The sequence below is a fragment of the Salipaludibacillus neizhouensis genome (assembly GCF_002886185.1).
In the GTDB taxonomy this organism is placed as follows: Bacteria; Bacillota; Bacilli; order Bacillales; family Salisediminibacteriaceae; genus Salipaludibacillus; species Salipaludibacillus neizhouensis.
Genome location: NZ_KZ614146.1, coordinates 1,193,157 through 1,218,562 on the forward strand (window position 1 = coordinate 1,193,157; position 25,406 = coordinate 1,218,562).

The 25,406-nt window shown below is 36.7% G+C and carries 21 protein-coding genes; 18 read left to right on the plus strand and 3 right to left on the minus strand.

Annotation, left to right across the window (positions count from 1 at the left end):
* Positions 1-387: 387 nt before the first annotated feature.
* From CEF18_RS05675 to CEF18_RS05710, 9 genes are all read left to right on the plus strand, one after another.
* Positions 388-774 carry a hypothetical protein gene (locus CEF18_RS05675; protein WP_110935585.1) on the plus strand — a complete coding sequence of 129 codons (387 nt, stop codon included), beginning with the start codon at positions 388-390 and terminating at the stop codon, positions 772-774.
* A gap of 379 nt (positions 775-1,153) precedes the next feature.
* Positions 1,154-1,900, plus strand: coding sequence for an SDR family NAD(P)-dependent oxidoreductase (locus tag CEF18_RS05680; RefSeq protein ID WP_110935586.1), 747 nt, complete (start codon positions 1,154-1,156; stop codon positions 1,898-1,900).
* A 606-nt stretch (positions 1,901-2,506) separates the two neighbouring features.
* Positions 2,507-4,762, plus strand: coding sequence for an AraC family transcriptional regulator (locus CEF18_RS05685; protein WP_110935587.1), 2,256 nt, complete (start codon positions 2,507-2,509; stop codon positions 4,760-4,762).
* A gap of 70 nt (positions 4,763-4,832) precedes the next feature.
* On the plus strand, positions 4,833-5,030 hold the full coding sequence (locus CEF18_RS25755) for a hypothetical protein (protein ID WP_147422026.1): 198 nt from the start codon (positions 4,833-4,835) through the stop codon (positions 5,028-5,030).
* A gap of 113 nt (positions 5,031-5,143) precedes the next feature.
* Entirely contained in the window at positions 5,144-6,112 is a 969-nt protein-coding gene (locus tag CEF18_RS05690; protein ID WP_110935588.1) for an ABC transporter permease, read from the plus strand.
* Positions 6,113-6,253: 141 nt separating this feature from the next.
* Positions 6,254-7,153, plus strand: coding sequence for a carbohydrate ABC transporter permease (locus tag CEF18_RS05695; RefSeq protein WP_110935589.1), 900 nt, complete (start codon positions 6,254-6,256; stop codon positions 7,151-7,153).
* 32 nt (positions 7,154-7,185) lie between these two features.
* The gene (locus CEF18_RS05700; protein WP_110935590.1) at positions 7,186-8,805 is read left to right on the plus strand and encodes an extracellular solute-binding protein; all 1,620 of its coding nucleotides are present in this window, start codon (positions 7,186-7,188) and stop codon (positions 8,803-8,805) included.
* 158 nt (positions 8,806-8,963) lie between these two features.
* Positions 8,964-11,330 carry an alpha-L-arabinofuranosidase C-terminal domain-containing protein gene (locus CEF18_RS05705; protein ID WP_110935591.1) on the plus strand — a complete coding sequence of 789 codons (2,367 nt, stop codon included), beginning with the start codon at positions 8,964-8,966 and terminating at the stop codon, positions 11,328-11,330.
* A 32-nt stretch (positions 11,331-11,362) separates the two neighbouring features.
* Complete coding sequence (locus tag CEF18_RS05710; protein ID WP_110935592.1) at positions 11,363-12,316, plus strand: glycoside hydrolase family 43 protein; 954 nt, start codon at positions 11,363-11,365, stop codon at positions 12,314-12,316.
* A gap of 119 nt (positions 12,317-12,435) precedes the next feature.
* Here the strand turns inward: CEF18_RS05710 and CEF18_RS05715 are convergent, their stop codons facing one another.
* Both CEF18_RS05715 and CEF18_RS05720 read right to left on the minus strand, forming a co-directional pair.
* The gene (locus CEF18_RS05715) at positions 12,436-13,071 is read right to left on the minus strand and encodes a YesL family protein (RefSeq protein WP_183041218.1); all 636 of its coding nucleotides are present in this window, start codon (positions 13,069-13,071) and stop codon (positions 12,436-12,438) included.
* 714 nt (positions 13,072-13,785) lie between these two features.
* On the minus strand, positions 13,786-14,346 hold the full coding sequence (locus tag CEF18_RS05720) for a CBO0543 family protein (RefSeq protein ID WP_110935594.1): 561 nt from the start codon (positions 14,344-14,346) through the stop codon (positions 13,786-13,788).
* Between the two features lie 301 nt (positions 14,347-14,647).
* Here CEF18_RS05720 and CEF18_RS05725 point away from each other — a divergent pair, with 301 nt between their 5' ends.
* On the plus strand, positions 14,648-16,072 hold the full coding sequence (locus tag CEF18_RS05725) for an aldehyde dehydrogenase family protein (RefSeq protein WP_110935595.1): 1,425 nt from the start codon (positions 14,648-14,650) through the stop codon (positions 16,070-16,072).
* A 236-nt stretch (positions 16,073-16,308) separates the two neighbouring features.
* Here CEF18_RS05725 and CEF18_RS25760 read toward each other — a convergent pair whose 3' ends face one another.
* Positions 16,309-16,458 (minus strand): hypothetical protein, encoded by a 150-nt coding sequence (locus CEF18_RS25760; RefSeq protein WP_183041219.1) that lies wholly within the window; start codon positions 16,456-16,458, stop codon positions 16,309-16,311.
* Positions 16,459-16,738: 280 nt separating this feature from the next.
* Between CEF18_RS25760 and CEF18_RS05730 the strand changes: the two genes are divergently transcribed.
* The 8 genes from CEF18_RS05730 to CEF18_RS05765 all read left to right on the plus strand — a co-directional run bounded on the left by CEF18_RS05730 (position 16,739) and on the right by CEF18_RS05765 (position 25,269).
* Positions 16,739-17,836: a D-alanine--D-alanine ligase gene (locus tag CEF18_RS05730; protein ID WP_110935596.1), complete on the plus strand. Its 1,098-nt coding sequence runs from the start codon at positions 16,739-16,741 to the stop codon at positions 17,834-17,836.
* Positions 17,837-17,983: 147 nt separating this feature from the next.
* Positions 17,984-19,354, plus strand: coding sequence for a UDP-N-acetylmuramoyl-tripeptide--D-alanyl-D-alanine ligase (locus CEF18_RS05735; RefSeq protein WP_110935597.1), 1,371 nt, complete (start codon positions 17,984-17,986; stop codon positions 19,352-19,354).
* A 360-nt stretch (positions 19,355-19,714) separates the two neighbouring features.
* Positions 19,715-20,008, plus strand: coding sequence for an RNA polymerase alpha subunit C-terminal domain-containing protein (locus CEF18_RS05740; protein ID WP_110935598.1), 294 nt, complete (start codon positions 19,715-19,717; stop codon positions 20,006-20,008).
* Between the two features lie 691 nt (positions 20,009-20,699).
* A complete protein-coding gene (locus CEF18_RS05745; protein ID WP_223292248.1) occupies positions 20,700-22,076 on the plus strand; it encodes an MBL fold metallo-hydrolase in 1,377 nt (458 codons plus the stop codon).
* Positions 22,076-22,345, plus strand: a complete 270-nt coding sequence (locus CEF18_RS05750) for a DUF3006 domain-containing protein (RefSeq protein WP_183041220.1) — start codon at positions 22,076-22,078, stop codon at positions 22,343-22,345. The genes CEF18_RS05745 and CEF18_RS05750 overlap by 1 nt, the downstream gene beginning before the upstream one ends.
* 228 nt (positions 22,346-22,573) lie before the next feature.
* The gene (locus tag CEF18_RS05755; RefSeq protein ID WP_110935600.1) at positions 22,574-23,620 is read left to right on the plus strand and encodes a DUF2332 domain-containing protein; all 1,047 of its coding nucleotides are present in this window, start codon (positions 22,574-22,576) and stop codon (positions 23,618-23,620) included.
* A gap of 165 nt (positions 23,621-23,785) precedes the next feature.
* Positions 23,786-24,667: a GNAT family N-acetyltransferase gene (locus CEF18_RS05760; RefSeq protein ID WP_110937604.1), complete on the plus strand. Its 882-nt coding sequence runs from the start codon at positions 23,786-23,788 to the stop codon at positions 24,665-24,667.
* Positions 24,668-24,807: 140 nt separating this feature from the next.
* Positions 24,808-25,269: a GNAT family N-acetyltransferase gene (locus CEF18_RS05765; RefSeq protein WP_110935601.1), complete on the plus strand. Its 462-nt coding sequence runs from the start codon at positions 24,808-24,810 to the stop codon at positions 25,267-25,269.
* The last annotated feature ends 137 nt before the right edge of the window (positions 25,270-25,406 follow it).

Below are 25,406 nucleotides of genomic sequence, written 5' to 3' on the forward strand. Positions count from 1 at the left end.
CTTCCGCAAACTTAGGTGCGAAAGCTGAACAAGAAGCAGATGATTTTTGTAAACTTAAAAGTCAGAATAGTTTAATAATTATATTGGTATATATCGCTTAATAAAAAGAAAGAGGTCATTTAACTAAGTGGGGCGATTCTTGATAATCTGAGCATCGCTTTCCTTGTTCTGTGACCGAAGCAGATTAGAATAACTGAGCCTATATTTTAGGCTCTGTTTAAGAATAATGTTGTATTTTTAATACCTCTACGAAAATAAATCTTACTATGAGCACAAAAAGGATGTCGTGGTAATACGGCAAAAGGCATTGGAATAGAACATTACTAGATTAAATAAAATGATAACGGGAAGAGATGAGGTGATTTTATATTAGAAAAACTCAGAAAAATGAATATGAAAACTGCTGTAATTATGGGGATTATTTTTTACTCTTTGACGATCTTAATCCATGTTCTTATTATTAGCGGCATTATTCCATTCACATGGGTTAACGGTGGACGGTCTGAATCCTTCGCTACTCAGCTTCCAATATCTATAATCAATACCAATATTTCTATTGTTGGAGGAGTTTTTACGCTAATTGTTGGCAGAAATATAGTATATAATTACAAAAGAAAAAGAGGGATAACCGTTATATGTTGGTTTTTTGTTGTACTTTGGTCTATTGGGCTTATACAACAATTTTTTGGAACGCCTTTTGAAAAAGTGGTTTGTTCCTTAATATTGTTCCTTGGAGTCATCTCGAATTTACGTATGGCGATTGAAAAGAGATAGCAGTAATGAACAAGTTTGTGAAATAAATGCCCTTAAACTAACGTGGCAAGAGTTTGTTACGATTGTTTTTTTATTGTACTAAGGGGCCAGGAGAGATAAAGTACAGTTATTGAGGAATGAACCACCGTTTTATTTATCCCAAGATATAAGAATGATGTGTATAGGGCATTTAATGGAAGAAAAATAGAGTATAAATAGTATGAAATTCGAAAAGAATTTGTGAGTAGGGATCTATATCATTTAATGTACCACCTGTTTTAGGTGGAAATTATACATTACTTAATGCTAATGTTAAGGTGAAATCAGAGCTTAAAAGTCCTTTGTAGGTTAAAGGTTCATATAAACAGTTCATTATTATATGAACAAAAGGAGTGAAGGTATGCCGTGTTTAAACAACTATGTCATTCTTGTCACCGGGGCTAATCGAGGACAGGGGAAAGCTATTGCTCAGCATCTTGCTACGTTGGGTGCTACGGTAGGGATTGGTGCCCGAAACTATGATGAGGCTAAAGTAGTGGCTAGGATGATTGGAGAAGATTACGCCATTCCAGTTCAGTTAGATGTTACAAAAGAATTAGAGTGGAAATCAGCGGTTGATAAGGTCATAAATAAATTCGGTAAGCTTGATGTGTTAGTGAATAATGCTGGAGCCCTAAAACGTAAACCATTTACAGAGACAACCATAGATGATTATCAACAGTTGATTAATGTCAATCAACTTGGTGTTTTTATGGGGATGCAAGCAGTTATTCCACAAATGGAAATGCAGCAAAAAGGCTCCATTATAAACAATGTGTCGATTTCTGCATTTGCCCCAATTAGCCAATCCTCTGTTTATGCCGCGTCAAAAGCATCTGTAGTTGCAATGTCAAAAGCTGCAGCTATTGAATTAGGACCAAAAGGAATTCGAGTAAATATGGTCCATCCAGGTGGAGTTGAAACAGAAATGACTACTCATGGCAAACATGTTCCTACTTTTTACGATTCAGTACCTTTAGGACGTATTGGACAACCAATTGAAATAGCTAGAACTGTAGCATTCCTTGCCTCAGATGAAAGTTCGTATTGTACGGGTACAGAGATAGTTGTTGACGGTGGCATGACACTGGGTACGTCAGATGAGTAAAAAATTCTTGGTAGATAGATTGTAAAATAATAATTAGTCCACATTAATTAAAGGGTGCGTTAGTGCAAAAAGCTAGCTGCCTTTTAGTACCTAATTCCTATAATAGGAATTTATTCTCGCGTTATGGTGTAAATCATAGAGCGAGTTTTTTTCTGCTATAAATCCACGTCTGCAGAATGGTTCATTTCAAATACGAAGGATTATTTCTTTATGAATAGAATACTACCTGCTAGAAAAAAACGATTAGGAAAAGAGAAAATGACTTATTAATTGTAATTACAAAGTTATAAATACCTAAGTTATAGAATATTTTTGTGTTTTATAAAGGTAATTAAATGTTAATGGCGAATCTTATACCTAAGAATGGAATAAATATACATAGGTTTATAAAAGAGGAAAGTAAATGGCATTCCACATACTAATTATTAGGAGAAAAAATAGGAGTAGTACCACCGTAGTTAGATATGCAGGATACAGAGATTTGTATGAATCTTGATAAGTCGGTGTTCCGTTTTTGATTAATGTATCCTTAACAGAAATTTTAATCTAGATCCTCTTTAGAAGTTAAAATAGATAGTTATATATGTGCTAGGGGGAGGACTAATTATGAAAACGTTTCCAATGAAGTTGCAATTAACTGTTATTCTTTTTTTCATTATGGCCATTCCAATCGCTGTTTTAACTTGGTACAGTGGTGATCAAATATTAGATAATTCGGAAAACGCTATTGCTGAATCTTCTTTAGCTGAACTGAACGCTAATCGCATGCTTAAAGAGAATGCGATGAATAATTTATCTCAGAACACGGCTGCTCTTACAAGTACAAGAATTTTCGATAGCATAGAGCCTTACAAGAACTATGCTGATCTATTCTCAAATTTCCGTCATCTTATTGATGTAAAAGAAGTTCAAATGGAACTCATAAGATTAAACCGTATGATTGAAGGGGCATATTCCACCTTCTTTTATTTAAATGACTCTGACTATGTCGTATCAACGGATAAAGGAGTTATGATGTTAGGAAATTACGAATCTCTCGACTGGATAGAGGAAGCACTAGTTGACCGAAGGGGAATCAGGGGTGTGTGGTATCCACGTAAGCTCGATTCGGGCTTGAACGTGTTATCTTATGTCCTGCCTCTCGACAAACTTTCAACCAATACGGAAGGAATAATTGTTGTCAATATACTGGAGAGTCAACTGGAAAATTATTTTAGTTCATCTTATGCCAATAAACAAGAATATTTGATCATGGATTCTGATGGATATATCATTTCTCACAGTGACAAAAGTTTTATTTTAGATAATGGGAACAAAGATCCTATTATTCGTGAGATATTAAATGATGACTTAAAGGAAGGTTATACGTTCCGCGAGGTTGAAGGAGATCGAATGCTGTATACATGGTCTCGGTCTCAAAATTCGGAATGGTTAAATGTTGGCGTATATTCTGTTAATAAACTAATGAATAATACACATACTTTACACCAAAATATTATTGACGTAACCCTTTTACTAATTTTGATAGGATTTATTTTGACCTTACTTCTGGCGACTTGGCTGTCAGAACCAGCAAGAAAAATAGTTAAAAATTTAAATTTACTTTCTAAAGGGATTAAGGGAAGAAATGAGCTTGCTATTTTGGACTTAGCATTTAAAAGTATGCAAGAAAAGGAAGAAACGCTTCATGTGATGTTGGATATACGTGAACAGGATTCCCGAAATCTTGCCATTTATAATCTAATACGAGGAGAGTTCTCTAAGCATGTTCTAGAAATATTTACAGAACCATTTTTCCTTATTGCCGTAGTTTCCATTGATCAATACAGAGATTATGTAATTAAAAATAATTCGGAGACTCGTAGTTATCACTGGTATCTTTTTACTACGCACTGTGATCGCTTATTACCGGAAGATGTGAATGGGCGATGTGTTTATCAAGGAGAGGGAAGTTTTGTTATTGTGATCAATTATGGACAGTCTGAAGTGGAGACAATCGAACAAAATATTCAATCCTCCCTTTTAGAGATAATGGATAAAGCAGAAGAGATAATGAATAGCACTGTAACAATCGGCGTTAGTAGTCCGACAACAGAGATGGATTTGGTACCAGCTCGTTTCTCGGAAGCGATGGAAGCCATAAAATACCGAATGGTTAAAGGAAGTGGAGGCATTATTAATTGGAATGATCAAAAAGAACATGATAAAAAATACATTTATCCTGTTAACAGTGAAAGACGAATCCTTAACTTTCTGGATAATAATGACTTGGACAGTATAATGAAAGAACTGGAATTTATCGGAAACGAGATTCGTTCTGCTGAATACATTTCTTATGATAATATTTTGTTTATTTACTTACAATTAGTAGGTATTTGCATTAAGCATTTAAGAGAGAATAATGTAAGCACCGCACGAATTTTTGCAGGAAGAGGGAATATTTATGCGTCTCTTGCTTCGATAGATACTTTGGATGAACTTGAAGAATACCTGTGCAATTTTTTCGAGGAAATTATACAGTATTTAAAGCAGCCGACTGTTCAGAACAACGATTATGGTGAGAGAATCCTCCATTATTTAAACAATCATTATCAGGAGGAGGTTGATTTCAAAGAAATGGCGAAAACCATTGGCATCAGTTACTCTTATATGCGTCGAATTGTTTATGAAACGACAGGTCAAAGTCTGATTGAACATCTCAACCTTCGGAGAATTGAAAAAGCAAAACAAATGTTACTCGAATCAGATTTAACAATCACTGAAATTGCTGCAGAGGTAGGGTACAATAATGTTCAAAGCTTTAACAGATTCTTTCGAAAATTTGAAGGAATGCCCCCTAGCAATTACAGACAAATATCTTAAAGAGAAGCTGGTTCACACTTATGTGGCCAGCTTCTCTGATTATAGAGTATGAGTTTCTTGGGAGGCGATCGTGACAAAAGTCTACTCCACAATTAACGGATTGAAAAGAATGAGTACCTTAGAATGTTTAAGGCGTATTGCCTTGCAACAATCATTGAATTTTCCTGATGAAGAGACTTTATTTTTGATTATACTAGTTAAAAATGATCTTTTGTTATACATACTATCCGCTAGTTCATTGATAATTATCAATATTAATATGGAATAATCACTATTGACGATTTACGTATGTATTGTTGTAATCTAACATGATGATTAACCTCTTAAATTGTCTGGAGGGAATAGCTGAGGATTTATTCAAAGAAATCAGGAGGTGAGATTTTGAAATTAAAGGAGGAATTAAGACAAAAGAATGAAAGCGCTTCACTTAAAAAAGAAACAAGCAAAAAGAGTTGGTATTTCCACATTCGTCGAGATTGGCAGCTTTATGTTTTACTCTTAATTCCAGTATCATTCGCGTTTGTTTTTAAGTATGTACCATTGACTGGAATCTTAGTAGCTTTTAAAGATTACAATATCATAAAAGGCTTTTGGGCTAGTGAATGGGTTGGACTTGATGTATTCAGAGATTTGTTCGCACGACCTGATTTTTTGAAAGCAGTACGCAATACACTGTTGCTTAATGTTTCTGATCTTGTTCTCAGTTTTACGATTCCAATTTTTCTTGCATTATTAATTAATGAAATAAACGGTAACATATTCAAACGAGTGAACCAAACACTAATCTATCTGCCACATTTTCTTTCATGGGTCATTATGGGAGCTCTCGCTTATCAATTATTGGGTTATGGAAGTGGTATGGTTAATAATCTCATCGAACAGCTTGGAGGTAATCGAATCCCTTTCCTCCAAAGTGACATTCATTGGCTGTTTAGTTACCTCGCAATCGGAGTCTGGCAAGGGATGGGGTGGGGTACCATTATTTACCTGGCAGCGATGAGTGGAGTAAACCCGGAATTATACGAAGCGGCAACGGTTGATGGTGCGAACAGGTGGCGTAAAATGTGGCACGTTACAATACCGTGTATCCGGCCGACAATTGTCATCTTGGTTATCCTTAGTTTGGGACATGTTATGGGGGGATCGTTCGAAAGAGTTTACGCTCTGCAAAACATGGCAACCACTGAATTCACAACTACGATTCCCGTACTAGTATTCCGTTGGGGTATTGAAAATGGTGATTATAGTTCTGCCACCGCACTTGGAGTATTTCAAGCAGTGATCGGACTTGTTCTCGTGGTGCTTGCAGATCAAATTGCTAAAAAAGCGGGGGAAGATGGACTACTTTAATTTTCGAATAAAGGTAGTAAGTTTCTCCATGTTCTAGAAGCGAGACTTCTTAACGCTTTTAAAGAACGGTTGTTTAAGAGGATACGTAATCACTGAACTACAAATGATGTGCTTACTAGAAAAGTAGATAGGAGGTAAAAAATGAAATTATCCGGTAGTAACACTTCTATCAAGCGATCAGGGAGAATCGACATATGGGATATAATAATTCGTATCATGCTCGTTATACTATCGCTAACATGTCTATTGCCATTTGTCCACGTTGCAGCCAAATCGTTAAGTAGTGATGCCTTTGTTATGGCGAACAACATTTTTCTATGGCCAAAAGGGTTTACCATTGATGCTTATAGACAAATATTGTCTGACCAAAGTATCATACAATCCCTTTATATTAGCGTTCTCATTACTGTGTTGTTTACTGCTTTGGGAATGATCATTACTGTTTGCGCTGCGTATCCATTGTCACGGAAGCAATTAAAAGGTCGAACAATGATTACAATTATGTTTACTGTCACTTTGTATCTTTCTGGTGGTATCATCCCTGACTACTTGCTTATCAATAATTTGGGAATGCTTGATACACTTTGGGCACTCATCCTTCCAGGTGCGTTTAGTGCTTTCAATTTATTAATTATGAAGAGTGCGATTACCAGCACGATTCCAGTGAGCTTGGAGGAATCGGCACGGATAGATGGAGCGAACCACTTTCAAATTTTGTGGCACATTGTTCTACCGCTCAGCAAGCCAATACTCGCTACGTTGTCTCTCTTTTATGCAGTGGGTCGCTGGAATGGCTATCAAGATGCTTTATTTTATATTAGGTATAACACGGAATTAAGACCTCTGCAGCTTAAATTATATTATCTTGTTGTTCAAGCAAGTGAAAGTTTTCAAACTGAATTGACGTTTGTGCAGACTACTAACCCTGAAGTTCTAAGAGCAGCAGTTGTAGTTTTCGCTACCCTTCCTATTATTTGCGTCTATCCGTTTATTCAGAAGTATTTTGTTCGAGGTGTTATGATCGGTTCTGTTAAAGAGTAGTCTTAAAAAATTAGATTAAATGGGGGATATCCATGAGAAAAACAAATTTATTAACACTAATCAGCTCTGTTATGCTCATCACTCTTCTAGGAGCTTGTTCAGATAATGAGAATGAAACATCATCAACTAGCAATACAAGCGAAAACGACGTCACACTTGATGATGATATGAAATTCTCAGAAACTGTCAGTCTTAATATACCAGTCTATGATCGCGCTTTTGAAAATTGGAATGTTTCCGATAACTATTACACAAACTGGATTCAAGACGAGTTTGGTGAGCAATATAACATTGATGTAAATTTTGTTCCTATATCACGAGGAAGTGAAGTAACAGATTTTCAACAATTACTTTCTGCTGGAAACGCCCCACATATTATTTACAATTATGATATGCCTCTGGCGCTTTCTTACTATAGCTCTGGTGTTTTTCAACCTTTAGATTTGGATGAAATTGCTGAGTATGCACCAACATATTGGGAAAAATTAAGTGGGACGATTGATCAGTACGGGATGATTAACGAAGAAAATGTCTTCTTTTTCGCTGAAAGACCCGATATCAGTAATTTTGTTTCAATTATCCGTAAAGATTGGGTCGAAGAGGTTGGAATGGAAGTAGAAGATTTGACTTCACTTGAAAAGTTTAATGAAATGGCTATGAAGTGGAAAGAAGCAGGTCTAGGCACTTTAGGCGGTGGTTTAACCGAGAATATTTACAATTATAACTATGCTTTTAGAGATTGGCCAATTGATCCAGAATATCGAGCTCTATACTCGGATCTAATGGTTGCCGATTTTACGACGGAGGATACAGAACGTTGGCTTCGCAATCTAAGCAATCAATATCACAACGGTTTAATAAACCAAGAATTCTATTTACTTGATGCAAATAGGCAAAAAACGGAATTCGTTGCAGGCAGGTCTGGTATTCATGGCGAATACATTTCCAGCAATACAGATCTATTTGAAGCGACCCTAAAAAATAATCCAGATGCAGAATTTGCAGTGGTTCCTCCATATGCAAGGGTACCTGAAGGACGCGAGGCACAGGGACGAGCGAATTTCCCATTTGGTTTAATAATGGGTATCAATGAGAAGGCAACTGAAGAAGAACGAATCGCTGTGTGGATGTATCTCGAATGGATGAGTCAGCCTGACAACTTATTCTTTCTGCAGAATGGTGTAGAAGGAGACAACTACACATTAGATTCTGAAGGCTTCCCAGTTAAGAATGAGGAATTTGATGGCGAATCAAGCTTAGCGATGAATAACAACAAGGACTATTGGTCACTTGTTACAGAAGCTCCTTATTTTGGTTCAGAAGAATTGACACATAAAGCGATGGAAAGTTTCTGGTCTCCGTCAGGGTACGAATATATCGTTGATGATATGTTCAAGTATCAGGAACAGGTAGTAGAGTATCTTAAACCAGATGCATTGTTCACCGTAGTTATTGAGAGTCAGAATCGATACCAGGCTGATTTGAACGCCCTTTTCCAAGAGCTTTATTTAAAAGTAGTCATGGCTCCTGAAGAGAATTTTGATGAAGAATATGAAGCTGCTAAGCAACGGTATCTTGAAGCTGGCTACCAGGAAATACTCGATGAAAAACAAAAAGCAATTGATGAAGACAAATTCCTGTATTTTGAATAAGATCAATCATACTAATCGAGCCCTGGTTTCAGCCAGGGCTCTTTCTCAAGAAAAGGTTTGTTCAGGAAGTGATTTTAATAGGATACTAAGGTTATCAAGCAGGGCATTAGGGTTGAAGTGAAAATTACAGGCGGACAATAAAGAAGGAGGGTTTAATGATGAGTGAGCAAAAAAAATTGATCATTCATACGAAGCAAAAGCAAAGTGATTTAGGAGATTTATTTGGTATTTTCTTTGAAGACTTAAATCATGCTGCAGATGGTGGTCTGTATGCAGAGTTAGTTCAAAACCGTTCATTTGAATTTGATCCAATTGATAATAAAGAGTATCATGCTTTAACCGCTTGGGAAAAGGTGGAACATGGAGATTCTAAAGTAAATATGACTGTTGAAAAGGAAGATCCTCTTCATTCAAATAACGTCCATTATTTATCTTTAAACGTTATAGGAACGTGTGGAAGAGCGGGTGTGAAAAATCTAGGTTTTAATTCTGGTATTCCTGTGAAACAAGGAAATAATTATTTGTTTTCATTCTATGCAAGAACAGATTCAGATCAATCAAAAGTAATGACTGTAGCACTAGAAAGTGCAGATGAAAAAGACGTCCATGCAGTTCAAAAGATAGAAATCACAGCTTCTAAATGGAAGAGATATGAGGTAACATTAACTAGTAGTGAGACCGATAACAGTTCTCGTCTTGTCTTAACTACGGAACAACAAGGCAATGTTTACATAGATATGGTATCTCTATTTCCAGAAAAAACGTATAAAGATCGACACAATGGCTTGCGAAAAGATATAGCTGAGAAATTAGAGGCTTTAACTCCAAAATTTATGCGTTTCCCAGGTGGGTGTTTGGTCCATGATGGCAGCTTGAAGGAAGACGATAGAAATTCAATGTATCGCTGGAAAAATACCATCGGTAACGTTGAAACAAGAGCCCCTAGAAGAAATAACTGGCATTATCATCAAACACTTGGATTAGGTTACTATGAATATTTCCAGTTTTGTGAAGATATTGGTGCCAAACCAATTCCGATACTGCCTGCTGGCTATGATCCTCATCATCAACGTATCGTTCCAATAGAAGAACTGAAGCCGTGGATAGATGATGCCCTTGATTTAATTGAGTTTGCAACGGGAGGATCGACAACGGAATGGGGAGCAAAGCGGATGGAACTCGGTCATCCAGAACCATTCGAGTTAGAATATATTGGAATCGGAAATGAAGAAGTCGGAGAACCTTTTTATGAAAGGTATGCCTATTTTCATAAAGCAATCAAAGAGAGGTATCCAGACATAAAAATCATTAATTCTAGCGGTCCCTTTGCAGCAGGAAGTGAATATGAGCGTGGATGGAAATCTGCAAAAGAAAATAACTCCGATTTCGTAGACGAGCATTATTATCAATCAGCCGAGTGGTTTTTAGCTAATTACCATCGTTACGACGACTTTCGCGAAGGTGATCCAAAGGTATTTTTGGGAGAGTACGCAACTGGTGGCAATACTTATTATAATGCGTTAGCAGAAGCAGCGTTCATGACAGGACTTGAAAAGAATGCCCATGCAGTAGGTTTAGCTTGTTACGCACCAATGCTTTGCAATGTAGATTATGTTAAATGGGATCCTAATTTAATTTGGTTTAATAACCATGAGGTTTATGGAACACCTAATTATTATGTACAAAAATTATTTATGAATCATCAAGGTGATTACGGATTGAATGTAGAATTAAAAGGCTTTAAAAAGCAAAAGGAACCTAAGGATAAGCCAATAGTGGGCAATATTAAACTTGGGAGTATCCGAAACACCTCTCATTTTCATGACATAGTAGTGACGAATAAAGATACAGGTGAGAAAAAGGATTATAAAGCAATGACATGTGAAGGGATGGATCATCTAACACTAGATAACATTAAATGGGGAAATTATGAACTCTCTTTAAAAGCCAAGAAAAGTGATGGACCACTAGGATTCAAAATTTATTTTGGTCACGAAGATGATAAAAATCATTTCATCTGGGAGATTGGCGGATGGGAGAACCAGGATTCACTTATTGCGACACGCGCGAAAAGCTGGAACTCCTGTTTAACTCAAAGTAGGTTCTCCGTTGAAAACGATAAAGAATATCATCTTAAGTTAGCGGTCATGGGAAGAGAGATTCGTACGTTTATTGATGGAACATTAATTAATGAAACAAAGGATAAACTTCCTGTCATTGAACCCCTCTATTATTCAGCGAGTATAGATGAAACAACGCGGTACGTTATTCTCAAAGTTGTTAATGTTCAAAGTATACCTATGTCAACGCAACTGATCGTGAATGGTCTGGATGAGGAACGATATCATCTTAAGATCCACGAGCTGTCTGGTTACGAGTTGGAAGCAAAAAATAGTTTTGAATTTCCAGAACATATTATTCCTAAAGAAACGGAAATCGTTATGAGAGGTAACACCATTGACTATGAATTTCAAAAGCATTCCGTTACAATTATTCGGATGAGACCTATGGATATAAATATGTAATCTTAAGAGTTATCGGAGGTGGATGTATCACAATGTCTAAAGTTAATATAAATAAAAGTGAACATGGAGCGTACTTATTTGTGCATTTTATTCATGATAAAGAAAGAAAAGAAAACCAGGAACAAGTGTATTTTTCAGTCAGCAAGGATGGCGTGCGATGGGATACATTAAATGATAAAAAACCTTTACTGACTTCAACGTTAGGTGATCTTGGAGTAAGGGATCCATTTATTATCCGCTCTCCTAATGAAAATAAATTTTACATTATTGGTACTGATCTTTCTATTTATTACCGTAAAGATTGGGAGGAGGTTCAGAAATCAGGAAGCCAGCATATGGTAGTTTGGGAATCTGAAGATTTGGTTAACTGGTCGGAACAACGGCTTGTTAAGACAGGTCCTAAAACAGCTGGTTGTGTATGGGCTCCTGAAGCAATCTATGATAAAGAAACCGATGACTTTTTAGTGTTTTGGGCTTCACGAGAAAATTTTGGAGCGGAAAAGCAAAAAGTATATTACTCGAAAACAAGAGATTTTATAACGTTTGATGAGCCAAAGATATATATTGAAAGAGAAAATCATATTATTGACACCACAATTATAGAATACAAGGGTAAGTATTATCGTTTTTCAAAGGATGAAACTGTAAAAAGCATTACAGTCGAGGTATCGGATCGGTTACTAGGAGAGTTTACTTCTATAGATACAAATCTAAATGATATGATTGGAGTGGAGGGTCCAGCTTGCTTTAAATTACAAGGGGAAGAAAAATGGTGTCTGTTGCTGGACCATTATAAAAATGAAAAGAAATATATCCCTTACTATACGAATGACTTAAATACTGCAAAGTTCATAAAAAGTGAAGAGGATATGGACATACCTGTAAATTCTAAGCACGGCGGAGTAATGGTAATTACAATGGATGAATACAATGCACTGATTAACGCATATGGAATTAGGCACGATATAAAATCTAAAAAAAGGTAAAAACGATGTTGAAATCAGGTAATTATCTAAATTTTTTTCTCGGAATTTAAAGTATTTGGCCCCAGTACAGGGAATATCGCTGTTCTTGGGGCCGTAGTTATGATTTTTATATTGGTTCTTTAGTATACTTTCTGTACAGATTTTTGAAGTTTTTCATCATTTTTATTGAAAGAAAGGTTAGCACAAGACATGATAATTAATGAGAAAATACTACCAGAGAATAAAACGATTAAACTAGGTATTTTTATCATTAAGTATAAAGCAACGAGACTTATTAAAATCGCTATAATTGTATAGATGGGATATAGGAGCATAATGAAAAATGCATTTTTTATTACTTGAAGTAGTTTTAAATCGTAATGAACATAAACAGGGAAAATGTATAAGACGATTAAGATATAGACCAAAGACATGATTAGAAAAGGGATATATAGCAAATGCAGAAACCCGGTTGACTGTCTTAAAAACTCTAAATCAATATAGAATATAAAACCGATAATTACTAAAACCAGACCTAGCGAGTTACTTTTTTTAAATTCCTTTTTATAGGTTGTCCAAAATGTTCTAAAGGTAGGGACATCTTCATTAGATAAAAGTTTTCTTATCAACGTAAACATAGCAACTGTTGCTGGGAAGAAACCAAATATGACTAAACCTAGTAATGAAAATAATCCCCATAAAATATTTATATATGCTAATTTCATTATCCATTCACAAACTTTGTAAATACCTCCCACAACTCCTGTTGATTCCATTAAAGTAATCCTCCTAATAGTTATATTATTATACAAGTTTACCATTATTTAAGTAATTATTTGAATATTTTTTTTATTTAAATAATTCCATACTTTAGATGACTGCCCCCACTACTGTAACGTTTTACAATGGTGGGGGCAGTCGCTTTTTTTACAATCATCGATGACAAATTTTAGAAACAATAGTTCGCCATATACTTAACTCTTTTCCGTTACCTGAAGAGTCTTTTTTTGTGTGTTTTTCTTCTATCGAGTAATCAAGAGGCTGTATTCGTAAACACGTTAACGTTGTTTCTGAGATAGAAGTGTGTAGTAGCGAAAGGAGGCTGTGACTTCAGAGGGAACAGCAACGGCTGATGAGCCAACAGGGTGGTTTTAAGGTCACCGATAAAGTCTGAAAACTACCTGGTATTGGATTCTCACTCCGCAATCCTATTAGGATAAATACGCTACTAATAGGCTTTTAAAAGATGCGGCGGCATCGCTCATTACATCAGAAAGGCTCTGAAAAAGTTGGTTTTTACTTTTCAGGGCCTTTGGTGGTTTGCCCGAGGAGACTGAAGCTTTGCCCGTGGAAAGTGCGAATTCCAGTTACCATGTTATTAATTAGCAGATTTTTTCCTTTGAAAACGGTTTAAAACTACCTCACCGGTGCCAATGATGCAGAGAACCGTCCCCATGTTTCCTTCTCGAAAAAACGAATGCAAAGAACGATTATTTAGGAGACCAGTATATGTTGAAATTATTTCTTCTACTCAACCAATAACCGAATAAAAATATCAAGAAATAAATTGGGTATGAATAGAAATGATTCCAACTAATTTCCTTATACAACCCCATATAATCAAAAAATGGCTCACCAATAAACGAAGTTAGAAACGCAAAGATCAATCCCTTAAGATAAGGAGAAATATGAGGTTTATATTCAATTAGCATCATAATAGAAACAGGCATAAGAGTTCCATCCCAAGGTTCATATGCTGGTATCCATGGTATTAACTCATAGTAGTAAATCCATAAACCTAATTGTACGCCTATAAAATCGAAAAAAGACGCGACAATAACAATACCGAAGCCGGCAAATAACAAGCGGTTTCTACTTTTTTTATGATGGAAAAATGCCCAGGCAATCCAAGGAAGGATACTTAAACTTAATCCAAACCACCATAGGGGAGTAAAAATAACATTTTCCATCCATTCTTGAATCATTTCATACTGAGTATCGACAAGTAATTCATATAATTCATTTGTCTTCTGAATATATTCTTGGTTCATAAGCACCTATTTCCTGATCTGATTTTTTATATTATGTTTCCAATGTTTAGCTACTTTATTCTCCTCAAAAATACGAAAACAATTTTTATTTCTCTGTTTTATTTTTTAGGAGGAGGGTATATCATTTCTAGAAACCTACATTGCAGAATAGAGTGTTTTTACATTATATTAACTGATGATATTACTTGTAGGTTGAGGTCTTTCCTTTTGAAAGAAGAGGAAATTAGTAGCCGATGATCAACATTAGGAAAGATTTTTTCAGAGTCTACTAACTAGATGGATGAAAAAGGAGAGTTTTTATATGCGTAATCAGGTTAAGCATTTTATAAATGGAGAATGGATAGAATCAACAGGTTCTGAGACGATCGATGTTGTGAACCCAGCGACCGAAGAAGTGATGGGAAAGATCAGCTCTGGAACAAATGAGGATTTAGATAAAGCCGTTGCTGCAGCAAAAGCAGTACTACCGACGTTTTCAAATTCTACAAGAGAAGAGCGAATTCAATGGCTGCACAATATTGTGGAAGGATATAAGAAGCGAAAAGACGAATTCATCGAGGTGATGACAGACGAATTAGGTGCGCCACTTTCTGTCTCCGAGGAAGTACATTATAACATGGGTCTAGGTCATTTCAGTCACGCGGCAGAAGCCCTAGAGTCCTTTTCCTTCTCAGAGAATCGAGGCGGGCATACGGTCTTAAAGGAAACAATAGGTGTGAGTGGACTTATTACACTATGGAACTTTCCTACGAATCAAACCTCAACAAAGATTGCTAGTGCGATTGCGGCCGGTAGTCCCGTGGTGCTGAAGCCGGCATCAAAGACACCGTTTGCAGCTATGATGCTAGCGGAGATCATTGATGAGGCAGGTGTCCCTAAAGGTGCATTCAACCTTGTAAACGGAACAGGTTCTGTCATTGGGGACGGCATTAGTTCCCACCGAGATATTGATTTTGTTTCCTTTACAGGTTCCGGATCAGTAGGAGAGAAAATCATGCAAAATGCGGCGCAAACGATTAAAAAGGTAGCCTTGGAATTAGGCGGGAAATCGCCGCTTATCGTGTTGGATGACGCAAATGTAGAAGAAGCAGCGAAATCAGCCGTTTCCCATATGATGACGAACACCGGTCAGGTCTGCTCTGCCGCGACAAGAATACTTGTGCCTACTTCGCTGAAGGTTCAATTCGAAGAAGCGGTTCAAAAGGTATTACCATCTTTCCCGGTCGGTGATCCCCGTAAAAAAGGAATTGCAACAGGGCCACTTGTATCAGAGGATCAGTGGGAAACTGTGCAATCTTATATTGAAAAAGGAGAGAAGGAAGCAACATTGCTTATAGGTGGGACAGGCAAACCTGAAGGACTGGAAAAAGGTTATTTTGCCAAGCCGACTGTTTTTACGGATGTCTCTAACGATATGGTCATTGCACAAGAAGAAATTTTCGGTCCAGTTACAACGATTCTGACTTACGATAGTCTTGACCAAGCACTTGATATTGCAAACGATACTATTTATGGTCTTGCAGGCTATGTAATTGGTAAAAATCCGGAGAAATTGCGTGATGTTGCATCGAAAATCAAAGCTGGAAGAATTACTGTCAACGATGCTGACACCGACTTCCATGGACCATTTGGGGGCTATAAACAATCTGGAATCGGTCGTGAGTGGGGTGACTTTGGGATTGAGGAATATCTTGAGGTCAAATCTGTTCATGGCATGCCTTCGTAATACGAAGAAAGACAGGTTACAACGCAAAGAGTTCAACCATTATCTCAGAATTCATGGTCGCCTTAACGAATAGTGTAACAAATAGGACCCTTCGCTTTTTGCGGAAGGGTCCTTTATTCGTTTATTCCTCGCTGAGTGAACCATGCAAGTCTTCTGTATGTGTCAATGAAGCACAGAACCGTCCCCTTGTAACCACAAATGCAGATGCTCCAATGTTTATAAATCTCCAAAATGATTTATTGTCTTTTAAGTTCAATTAAGCCTAATACCAACGTTAGGATACCCACTAAAGAATGAGGCAGTAAATCGAATTTTCGAGTTATTAAACTATAGCTACCTAAAGTGACAACGGATATTGATAAGATAATTCTTAAGACTTTCAGCAAATTTTTTCCCCCTAATGTACATTTCTTCTTAAACAAAGCATCATTTAGCTTAAGTGAAAACATTTACAATAATCCATATATTCTACTATTACTTTAACATAAATTTCCCAATTGAATTTCAGAATCCTTACGAACAGTGCCTGGCACTGTTCGATGAACCCCTATTCCTCCGCCGGTACCAAGGAAGCACAGAACCGTCCCCTTGTTTCCTTGAAAAATTAGTAGTTAATTTATAGGCGGAAATGTTAAAATGATAAGGGAACAAATATGGAGGGTGATTATGAAGATTAAACTAGGGTTATTATATGGTGGGAAATCCGCCGAACATAATGTATCATTACAAACAGCAAAAGCCGTCATTAATGCATTGGATTTAACTAAATATGACGTTCATCCAATATACATTTCAGAAACGGGTCAGTGGGTTAGAGGAACTCAGCTTGAAGGTCCTGTGGAAGAGGTCGAGAAGCTTCAATTGAAAGAAGCAGGGGAAACGATTTCTCCGGTTGCTTTAAATTCAGAAATTTTTCCGGTTCAAGCAAAGGGTGAAAGCAGCCAAACGGAAGATAAGTTCGATGTGATTTTCCCGTTGCTTCATGGACCGAACGGGGAAGACGGAACCGTTCAGGGGTTATTAGAGCTGATGAACGTTCCTTATATAGGGAACGGAGTGCTGGCGTCTGCTGCCGGCATGGATAAAGTCATGATGAAAAACATTTATGAACAGGCTGGCATTAAGCAACCGAACTATGTATGGTACGTTCGCAGTTATTGGGAAAAAGAGACCGAAGCCGCTTACAAGAACGTCGAAGAAAAACTTGGTTACCCTTGTTTTGTCAAACCAGCAAACTTAGGTTCAAGTGTTGGAATCAGTAAATGTAACGACCGCGAAAGCCTTGAAAAAGCTTTTGTAGAAGCTTTTGAATATGACCGTAAAATCATTATTGAAGAAGGAATCGACGGTCGTGAATTGGAAATTGCCGTATTAGGAAACGAGGATCCGCAATGCTCCGTAGTTGGTGAAATCGTTCCAAAAGATGGTTTTTATGACTATAAAGCTAAATATGAGGACGGAAGCACAGGCCTTATTATCCCTGCAGACGTCTCCAATGAAGACTATGAAGAAATGAAACGCGTGGCGATTCAATCGTTTAAAGCACTCGATTGCTCGGGATTAGTCCGCGCTGACTTCTTTTTAACAAAAGAGGGAGACATCCTTATGAACGAAGTGAACACGATGCCAGGCTTTACACCTTTTAGCATGTTCCCGATGCTTTGGCAGAAATCAGGCTTGTCATACACGGAGTTAATTGAAAAACTAGTCGAACTTGGAAGAGAGCGACATCAGGAAAAACAGAAGATTAAGCACACCTTTTAAGCATAAATTTAGGAATGAGGTTGACTCTGAGTCAGCCTCGTTTTACATAGCTTTTCCCTATCTTTTTTCCGCATAATATCGTGGAAAATATCTACACATATTATTCAGAAAGAGGAACGTTTCTATCGATAAGAAGGAGTGAGTGCGATGATGCAAAAAACATTGAAAGAAATTGCTGTGTGGGCGAACGGAGAAGTTGTCGGTCCAGACACTAACCGTATCGAGGTTGCCGGAGTTTCCACAGATACAAGAACGATCGAAAAAGCAAATCTATATATCCCGATTGTTGGGGAGAACTTTAATGGCCACGATTTTGTGACAGGAGCTATCAAGAATGGGGCAGTCGGAGCCCTTTGGCAAAAAGATCAGCCGAATTCTCCTGCAGATGTACCGTTAATTTATGTCGACGATACGTTAGTGGCATTACAGGAATTAGCAAAAAACTACTTGGCGAGTTTGCCCGCAAAAGTCATCGCAATCACTGGTAGTAACGGTAAAACAACAACGAAAGACATGGTTACCTCCGTGCTTTCAACGACATATAAAGTCCAAAAAACGGAAGGGAATTACAATAATCACATCGGATTGCCATTGACGATTCTTCGGTTACAGGAAGACACAGAAATCGTAGTGTTGGAAATGGGAATGAGCGGAAGAGGAGAAATTGAGCTCCTTTCCAATCTAGCACAACCTGAAGCTGCAATCATCACAAACATTGGCGAGTCCCACTTACAGGATTTAGGTTCTCGTGAAGGAATTTCAGAGGCGAAATTTGAAATCACTGCAGGTTTGAGAGAAAACGGGACACTCATCATCCATGGAGATGAGCCATTATTAACAGAAAAAGTCGACCAAAGTCCGTTTCACGTCATCACCTTTGGTAATAGTGAAACAAACGATTATTGCCCGGCGCATATCCAACAGAAGAGCAATGGCACATATTTCACCTTAAAAGACGAAGCTGAGACCGAGTATTTTATTCCGGTCCTCGGCAAACACAATGTAAATAATGCTCTCTCAGCCATCGCTATTTCCAAGCAGATGAATGTGTCGATCCCAGATATCAAAAAAGGGCTCGAAGCAATTAAAATCACGGGAATGCGAACAGAACTGATCCAAGGAAAAGATGGCGTGACGGTCATTAATGATGCTTATAACGCGAGCCCAACGTCGATGCGAGCCGCCATTGACTTGCTTCAAGATTTAAAACACTACAAGAAAAAAATCGTCGTTTTGGGAGATATGCTTGAACTAGGTGACAAGGAAGAAACCTTTCATTTTGAAGTCGGTAAAGGAATTGACAAAGAGAAAATTAATGAAGTCATCACATTTGGCCAGCTAGGGAGAAAAATAGCAGAAGGTGCAAAAGTCAATTTTCCCGAAAATCGCGTTTTTGCATACAACGATAAACAGGCGCTGATCGCTAAACTAAAGGGAACGGTGGAAGAAGGCGATATCGTTCTACTGAAAGGCTCCCGCGGCATGAAACTAGAAGAAGTTGTGTATGAATTAACTTAAGTGTTTCAGATCGTAGACTCCGATAACTGTTTGCGGAAACGCACGTAAAAACTAGGAAACATGACCAAGCTTAGCAGCTTACTTTGAACAAATGATCATTTTTTTAGTCATGAGGTAATCTACTTTTAACCAAGTTTTCAGCCTTGTTCTAAACGTTGTGGGAATTTTGCGATACAAGACTTACGGTAGGTGACTGATTTTCAAAGAGGGAAAGAAGCAAGAGTAAATAACAGAAGAAATAGCGTGTTAAATCGTATATGATTTGGTGCGCTATTTTTTGTTGTTAGATCAGCATTGTTTAACCGGTATACACAAAAAAAGCATGTAAATTGGATACAAAAATTAGTAGGAGGGGTTATATTGAAAGCAGAAAAAAGCTTAAGAGTTTGTGAAAAAGGGCATAAATATTCTAAAAGTAGTGACTGTCCAAGTTGTCCTGCTTGTGATAAGGAGAATAAACTTGAAAGTGACTTCCTATCGAAACTAAGTTCACCTGCCAGAAATGCCTTAGATCAGGAAGGGATTAATACTTTGCAAAAACTTTCAAAATACACCGAAAAAGAAATTCTAACAATCCATGGTATTGGTCCAGCGTCCTTACCAGTTATGAGAACTTTATTAGATGAAGCAAGTTTATCATTTAAAAAATCGTAATGTGTTTTCCTATCAATTGAAGGTACTTAAAGTAACTACGCGTTAGTTCAATAAGCAAAGAAAATATGAGTAAAAACACGCAGATCTTAATCTGTGTGTTTTTGTATGCTATTAATAGTGTTTAGTTGGAGTATGAATGTAAAATGTGCTTTTATTTACAAACAGTCCCTACTGTTCGTAAACCATAGAATCTTAGATGTAATAAAGATAGTGTTCGTCCTAAACAGTCACCGAAAGCAAACACATTCACATTATCGAGTTGGATAAATAGTTCACTGAAAATCTTCAATGAAAAAAGTAAACTATTTTTATGACCTTGCATGTCAAGTTACCGCAAAATCGAATATTACAACATATACTTGACTCTTCACTAGTATTAACTGAAGAGTCTTTTTGACGTTTCTTCTTCCTGTTAAAGGAGAGGCTGTATTCTTAAACAAAAAGAAGCTGGAAGTAGCGAAGGCGGTGACTTGAGCGGGAAGAGCAACAGCTGAATCATTTCCCGCGGAACGCACCGCCTAGAAGGGATTCAACTGAGTAACATGTTATTAATCAACAGAATCCTTCAGATAGGAACTTTTAATTTACCTTTACAATCTTAAGAAAGAGTCCCCACCGCTGCCAATGATGCACAGAACAGTCCCCCTGTTTCCCTAATGTGTTATTATTTCATATAGATAGAGGTGATTCTTTGAGAACAAGTTTGGTAAGTTTAATGAATTTATGTTTAATAGTCTTTTTAATCACGGGATGTCAAGAGGCGGAAACAAACGAAGCTACTGGTGATTACAACTCGGAAATAGCATCTGAAAATAATGCTGATTCAGATGAATCGAGTGAAACAGAAAGTAAGGAAGAAAATTTAGATATAAAAGAAGAAAATGAAATAGAGACAGAAAGCAACACTAATCAAGGTGTAGAACAGAACGAGGGAAACACAGAAGAAAATCCTAGAGACGGACCTTCGGCGGATAAACTTAATGAAATGAAAGTTCACTACATCGATGTAGGACAAGCTGACGCAACGTTAATAGAATATTCCTATGAAGGCGATGATTTTAGAATTTTAATTGATACAGGAAATTGGGATGCTAATAACGTTGTCAATTACTTAGAGTCTCATGAGATTTCTCACCTTGATATTTTAATTGGGACACACCCACACGCAGACCATATCGGACAGATTGATCAAGTCATTGCAAATCTCGATGTAGAAGAAGTCTGGTTGTCTGGAGACACGGCAACCTCTGATATATACCAAGAGGTAATGGATGCTATTGAAGACAGTAATGTCGAATTTCATGAACCAAGAGCTGGCGAAGGATATGATATTGGTCCTCTAGGTCTTGAGATTCTAAACCCAGATACACTAACAGGTGATTTAAATGAAGGTTCTGTATCACTCAGAATGGATTACGGAGAAGTTTCCTTTATTTTTACGGGAGATGCGGAATCTCAAACGGAAAATGCAATGAGTCAAAGTGGGCTTCATTTGGAAGCGGATATTCTTCAATTAGGACATCATGGTTCGAACACAGCTACTACAGATGATTTTTTAAATGCCGTTAACCCTGATGTTGCTATTTATTCTGCCGGTTCTGACAATCAATATGGTCATCCCCATGATGAAGTGATTTCGCGAGTAACCGACAAAGGAATCGAACTCTACGGCACAGATGTTCATGGAACAGTAATTGTTTCTACTGATGGGGCCACTTACGATGTAACTACTAAAAAAGATGGAAATATTACTCCTGCATCACCATCTTCTGGTAATTATAGCGGTAGTTCAAGTTCGAGTAATTCTTCCGATGACGCGGATTCTAATGATCGGAATAACGGAAACGATAATGATTCTGCCACGAATACTGAAAATTGTGTAGATATTAATTCTGCATCTACGGAAGAAATTGAATCTATTATTCACTTCGGTCCTGCTCGGGCAGAAGAACTTGTTCATTCAAGACCGTTCAAATCCGTAGATAGCTTATCTAAAATAAATGGCATAGGCGAAGCAAGACTTGCCGATATCAAATCGGAAGGTTTAGCTTGTGTAGGAGGGGAATGATGAAACACGAAGGCGTTTTAGATCGAATCGTAGATGGAAAGTTTGCAACACTATTAGTCGAAGAGATTGGTGAAGAGTATACTCTCGATGTATCTGAGTTACCCGACGGTAGCAAAGAAGGAATGTGGTTTTTTATAACCTTATCTGGAGATAAGATCGTATCTTTAGAAATGAACAATAAAAAAACTACTGATGTTGAAAACCGAGTTGAAGAGCAACTTACTAGAATGCGTGCTAAAAGTAAAGGAAGTCGTTTTAAAAGGAAATAGTATAGCAAACTTTCTCACATAGTCGAAAATAATTCTTATAGTAACACGGAGTCCATACATGATACGAAACGAACGCCATTCCATAATCGGAATGGTGTTTTTTTCTTGACTACGAGATGCTTATCCTTATTTACAGAGTAAAATTAATACATTCAAATAGTAAAAAGGCTTTTTTTGGTAAATTGTCGAATTTATTATTAATAGATTGTATAGAAGGGGGAAGTTGCTTTGGTTGATAACGAAGTTTTGTCTCGGAATTTTTTGACCTTTGCCGAAAAGGAATGTAAAGGGTCAAGCCTATTATACGAATTTTTGTCCATAAAAATTTCTAAGGATGATCAACTTCTTGCTATTTGTGGTAACGCAGGTGATGGGCAACCTATCCCCAACCTGTTATTTGGTGCAGTACATTATCTTTTACTAAAAGGTAAGGAACACCCTTTAAAAGAGTTTTACCCGAGTATAGTAAATCATTCAAAGTTATATAAGGACTCGTTTGAATTCTTTAAGGATTTTTGTATTAAGCATCGGAATGAAATCGAATCAATTCTCAAAACGAGACTTGTCCAAACGAACGAAGTACGTAGATGTGCATACCTTTATCCTGTTTTTTGTACTGTTTATGAGAAAGCGAAGAAACCATTAGCACTTATTGAAATTGGAACTAGTGCGGGGTTACAGCTTCTTTGGGATAACTATTCATATTCTTACGGACAAAATGACATTTATGGTAATATTGATTCCAAACTTCATCTTACAGCAGAAATCAAAGGAGAAAATACACCAATTCTTCATTCGACACCACCACCAGTATCGACCAGGATGGGGATAGATTTAAATACAATTGATTTAAATGATGAAGAGGAGAAATTGTGGCTTAAATCCTTAATATGGACCGAACATAAGAAGAGGTTGTTTATGTTTGAAGAAGCTGCAAGTTATATGAAAGAAGTTCCAGTGAGTTTGTTTGATGGTGATGGGATAAGTTTATTATCAAAATTTGTTGATAATATTTCAGAAGACAGTGTGATTTGTATTTTTCATACTCATGTTGCTAACCAAATACCATTAGAAATGAAAAATCAACTGTTACAAATTGTTGAAGACATTGGTAGGAATAGAGACATATTTCATATTTACAATAACATTCAAGATAGGTACTTACATCTTGATTATTATTTGGATGGTATTGAAAGTAAAAATACTATAGCTGAAACCGATGGACACGGTAGATGGTTTAAATGGTTTTTGAAAAGCCAAATGCCAATTCAGTAAAATGGTGAAGCAGCTTCTCTATGGGCAGCTATTCTTTGTTCATTGCCACTTTGTGAAAAAATGTACTTTAACAAACAGAGTAGCAATAATGGAAGAACCGTAGTTTCTGTTATGGCGCTAAAGGGGAGGACAGTTATAGAAGAATTCTTGGAATGGGGAGAAGAAATGACAGGATCAACGTTCTATAAGGATTACAAAAATAATGAGGAACTAAGAAAAAGTTTTAATGAACTTGCCACTCTGGTTTTTGGTTTGAATTTTGAAGATTGGTATAAAAAAGGGTATTGGAATAACCGCTATATTCCCTTTTCTTATGCTGATGGGGGTAAAGTAATAGCTAATGTTTCAGTTAATCTATTGGACTTCGTTATAAATGGGGAGAATAAAAGAGCCATACAAATAGGAACAGTTATGACACACCCAGATTATCGAAATCGAGGACTTTCAGCAAGTTTAATGAATAAGGTTTTGGAAGAATTTGAGAGTAGCTATGACTTCATGTACCTATTTGCAAATCAAAATGTATTGGACTTTTACCCGAAATTTGGTTTCCAATCAGTTAATGAGTATCAGTTTTCAATGATATATTCGCCAATTCAATCTGATACAATAGGTATTCGTAAACTCGATGGTAACAATAGTGACGACCTTAACTTTGTTTATAAAATTGCCTCCGAAAGAGTGCCTGTTTCCAATCTGTTTGGGACACTAAACACTCACGGGATTCTTATGTTCTATTGTATATACGTGTTTAAAAATGATATTTACTACGTAGAAGATGAAGATGCAATAGTAATTTTTAAGGCGGAAGGAAAGCAAATAGATCTTTTTGATATTGTTAGTAAAAAAGAAGTCAGCATTCATAATATTCTTTCGAAGATTACTAATAGTGATACTAATAGGATTGTCTTTCACTATACCCCTAATTATAAAGGGGGTGATACACAAAGGGATATTTTTAATGGGGATGATGTATTATTCGTAAAAACGAGTGGTACTAACCATTTTCCATTACAAGTTAAACATCCTATTACTTCCCAAGCATAATCAGCTTTATAAAATTTTTACTTAAATAAACGCCACAGCGATAGTGGAACAAACTGAGATTGCTTATAAAGTTGCTAATGAAGCAGATTAGATATTGTACATATTTATAGAAAAATACGATAATTTTATGAGGTGAATTTATGATTGAAATAATAGCTTATGAAATGGAATATGTTGGAGGAAAAGTAGAATCAAAATTAAGCCTGACACCATATTCAGATGAATTTCATGATAGTTATCAGAAAATATATAACGAGTGTTTTTACGAGATGAGAAAAGTATTAGGTGTAAAACCGTATAATTTCTATTCTTCAAAAGAACAGATTGCAGATAAGAAAAATAATATATATCTATTGATACAAAATGAAAAACTAATCGCTTCAGTTGCTTGTTACGACAATGAAATAGATGACCTTATTGTAAATAAAAAGTTTCAAGGTCAGGGGTATGGTACACAACTACTTTTTTGGGCAATAAATCATATTCAGAATAATTCTAATGAATTACCGATAAAATTACATGTAGCAAAATGGAATGAAAATGCTGTAAGTTTGTACAAGGAAAACAACTTTAAGTGCACAAAGGTTGAAAAAAAAAGATAAGAAAAACGGGGAAGTGCTATTTCTCAATACTCCTATATTGTGATTTAGTATGTCATTTAGCCTTTATCCTTATAATCCTGATGAATATGTGAAACAACTTACTTAAGCTCACGGAGAAGCGATAGTCTGAAGCTGCT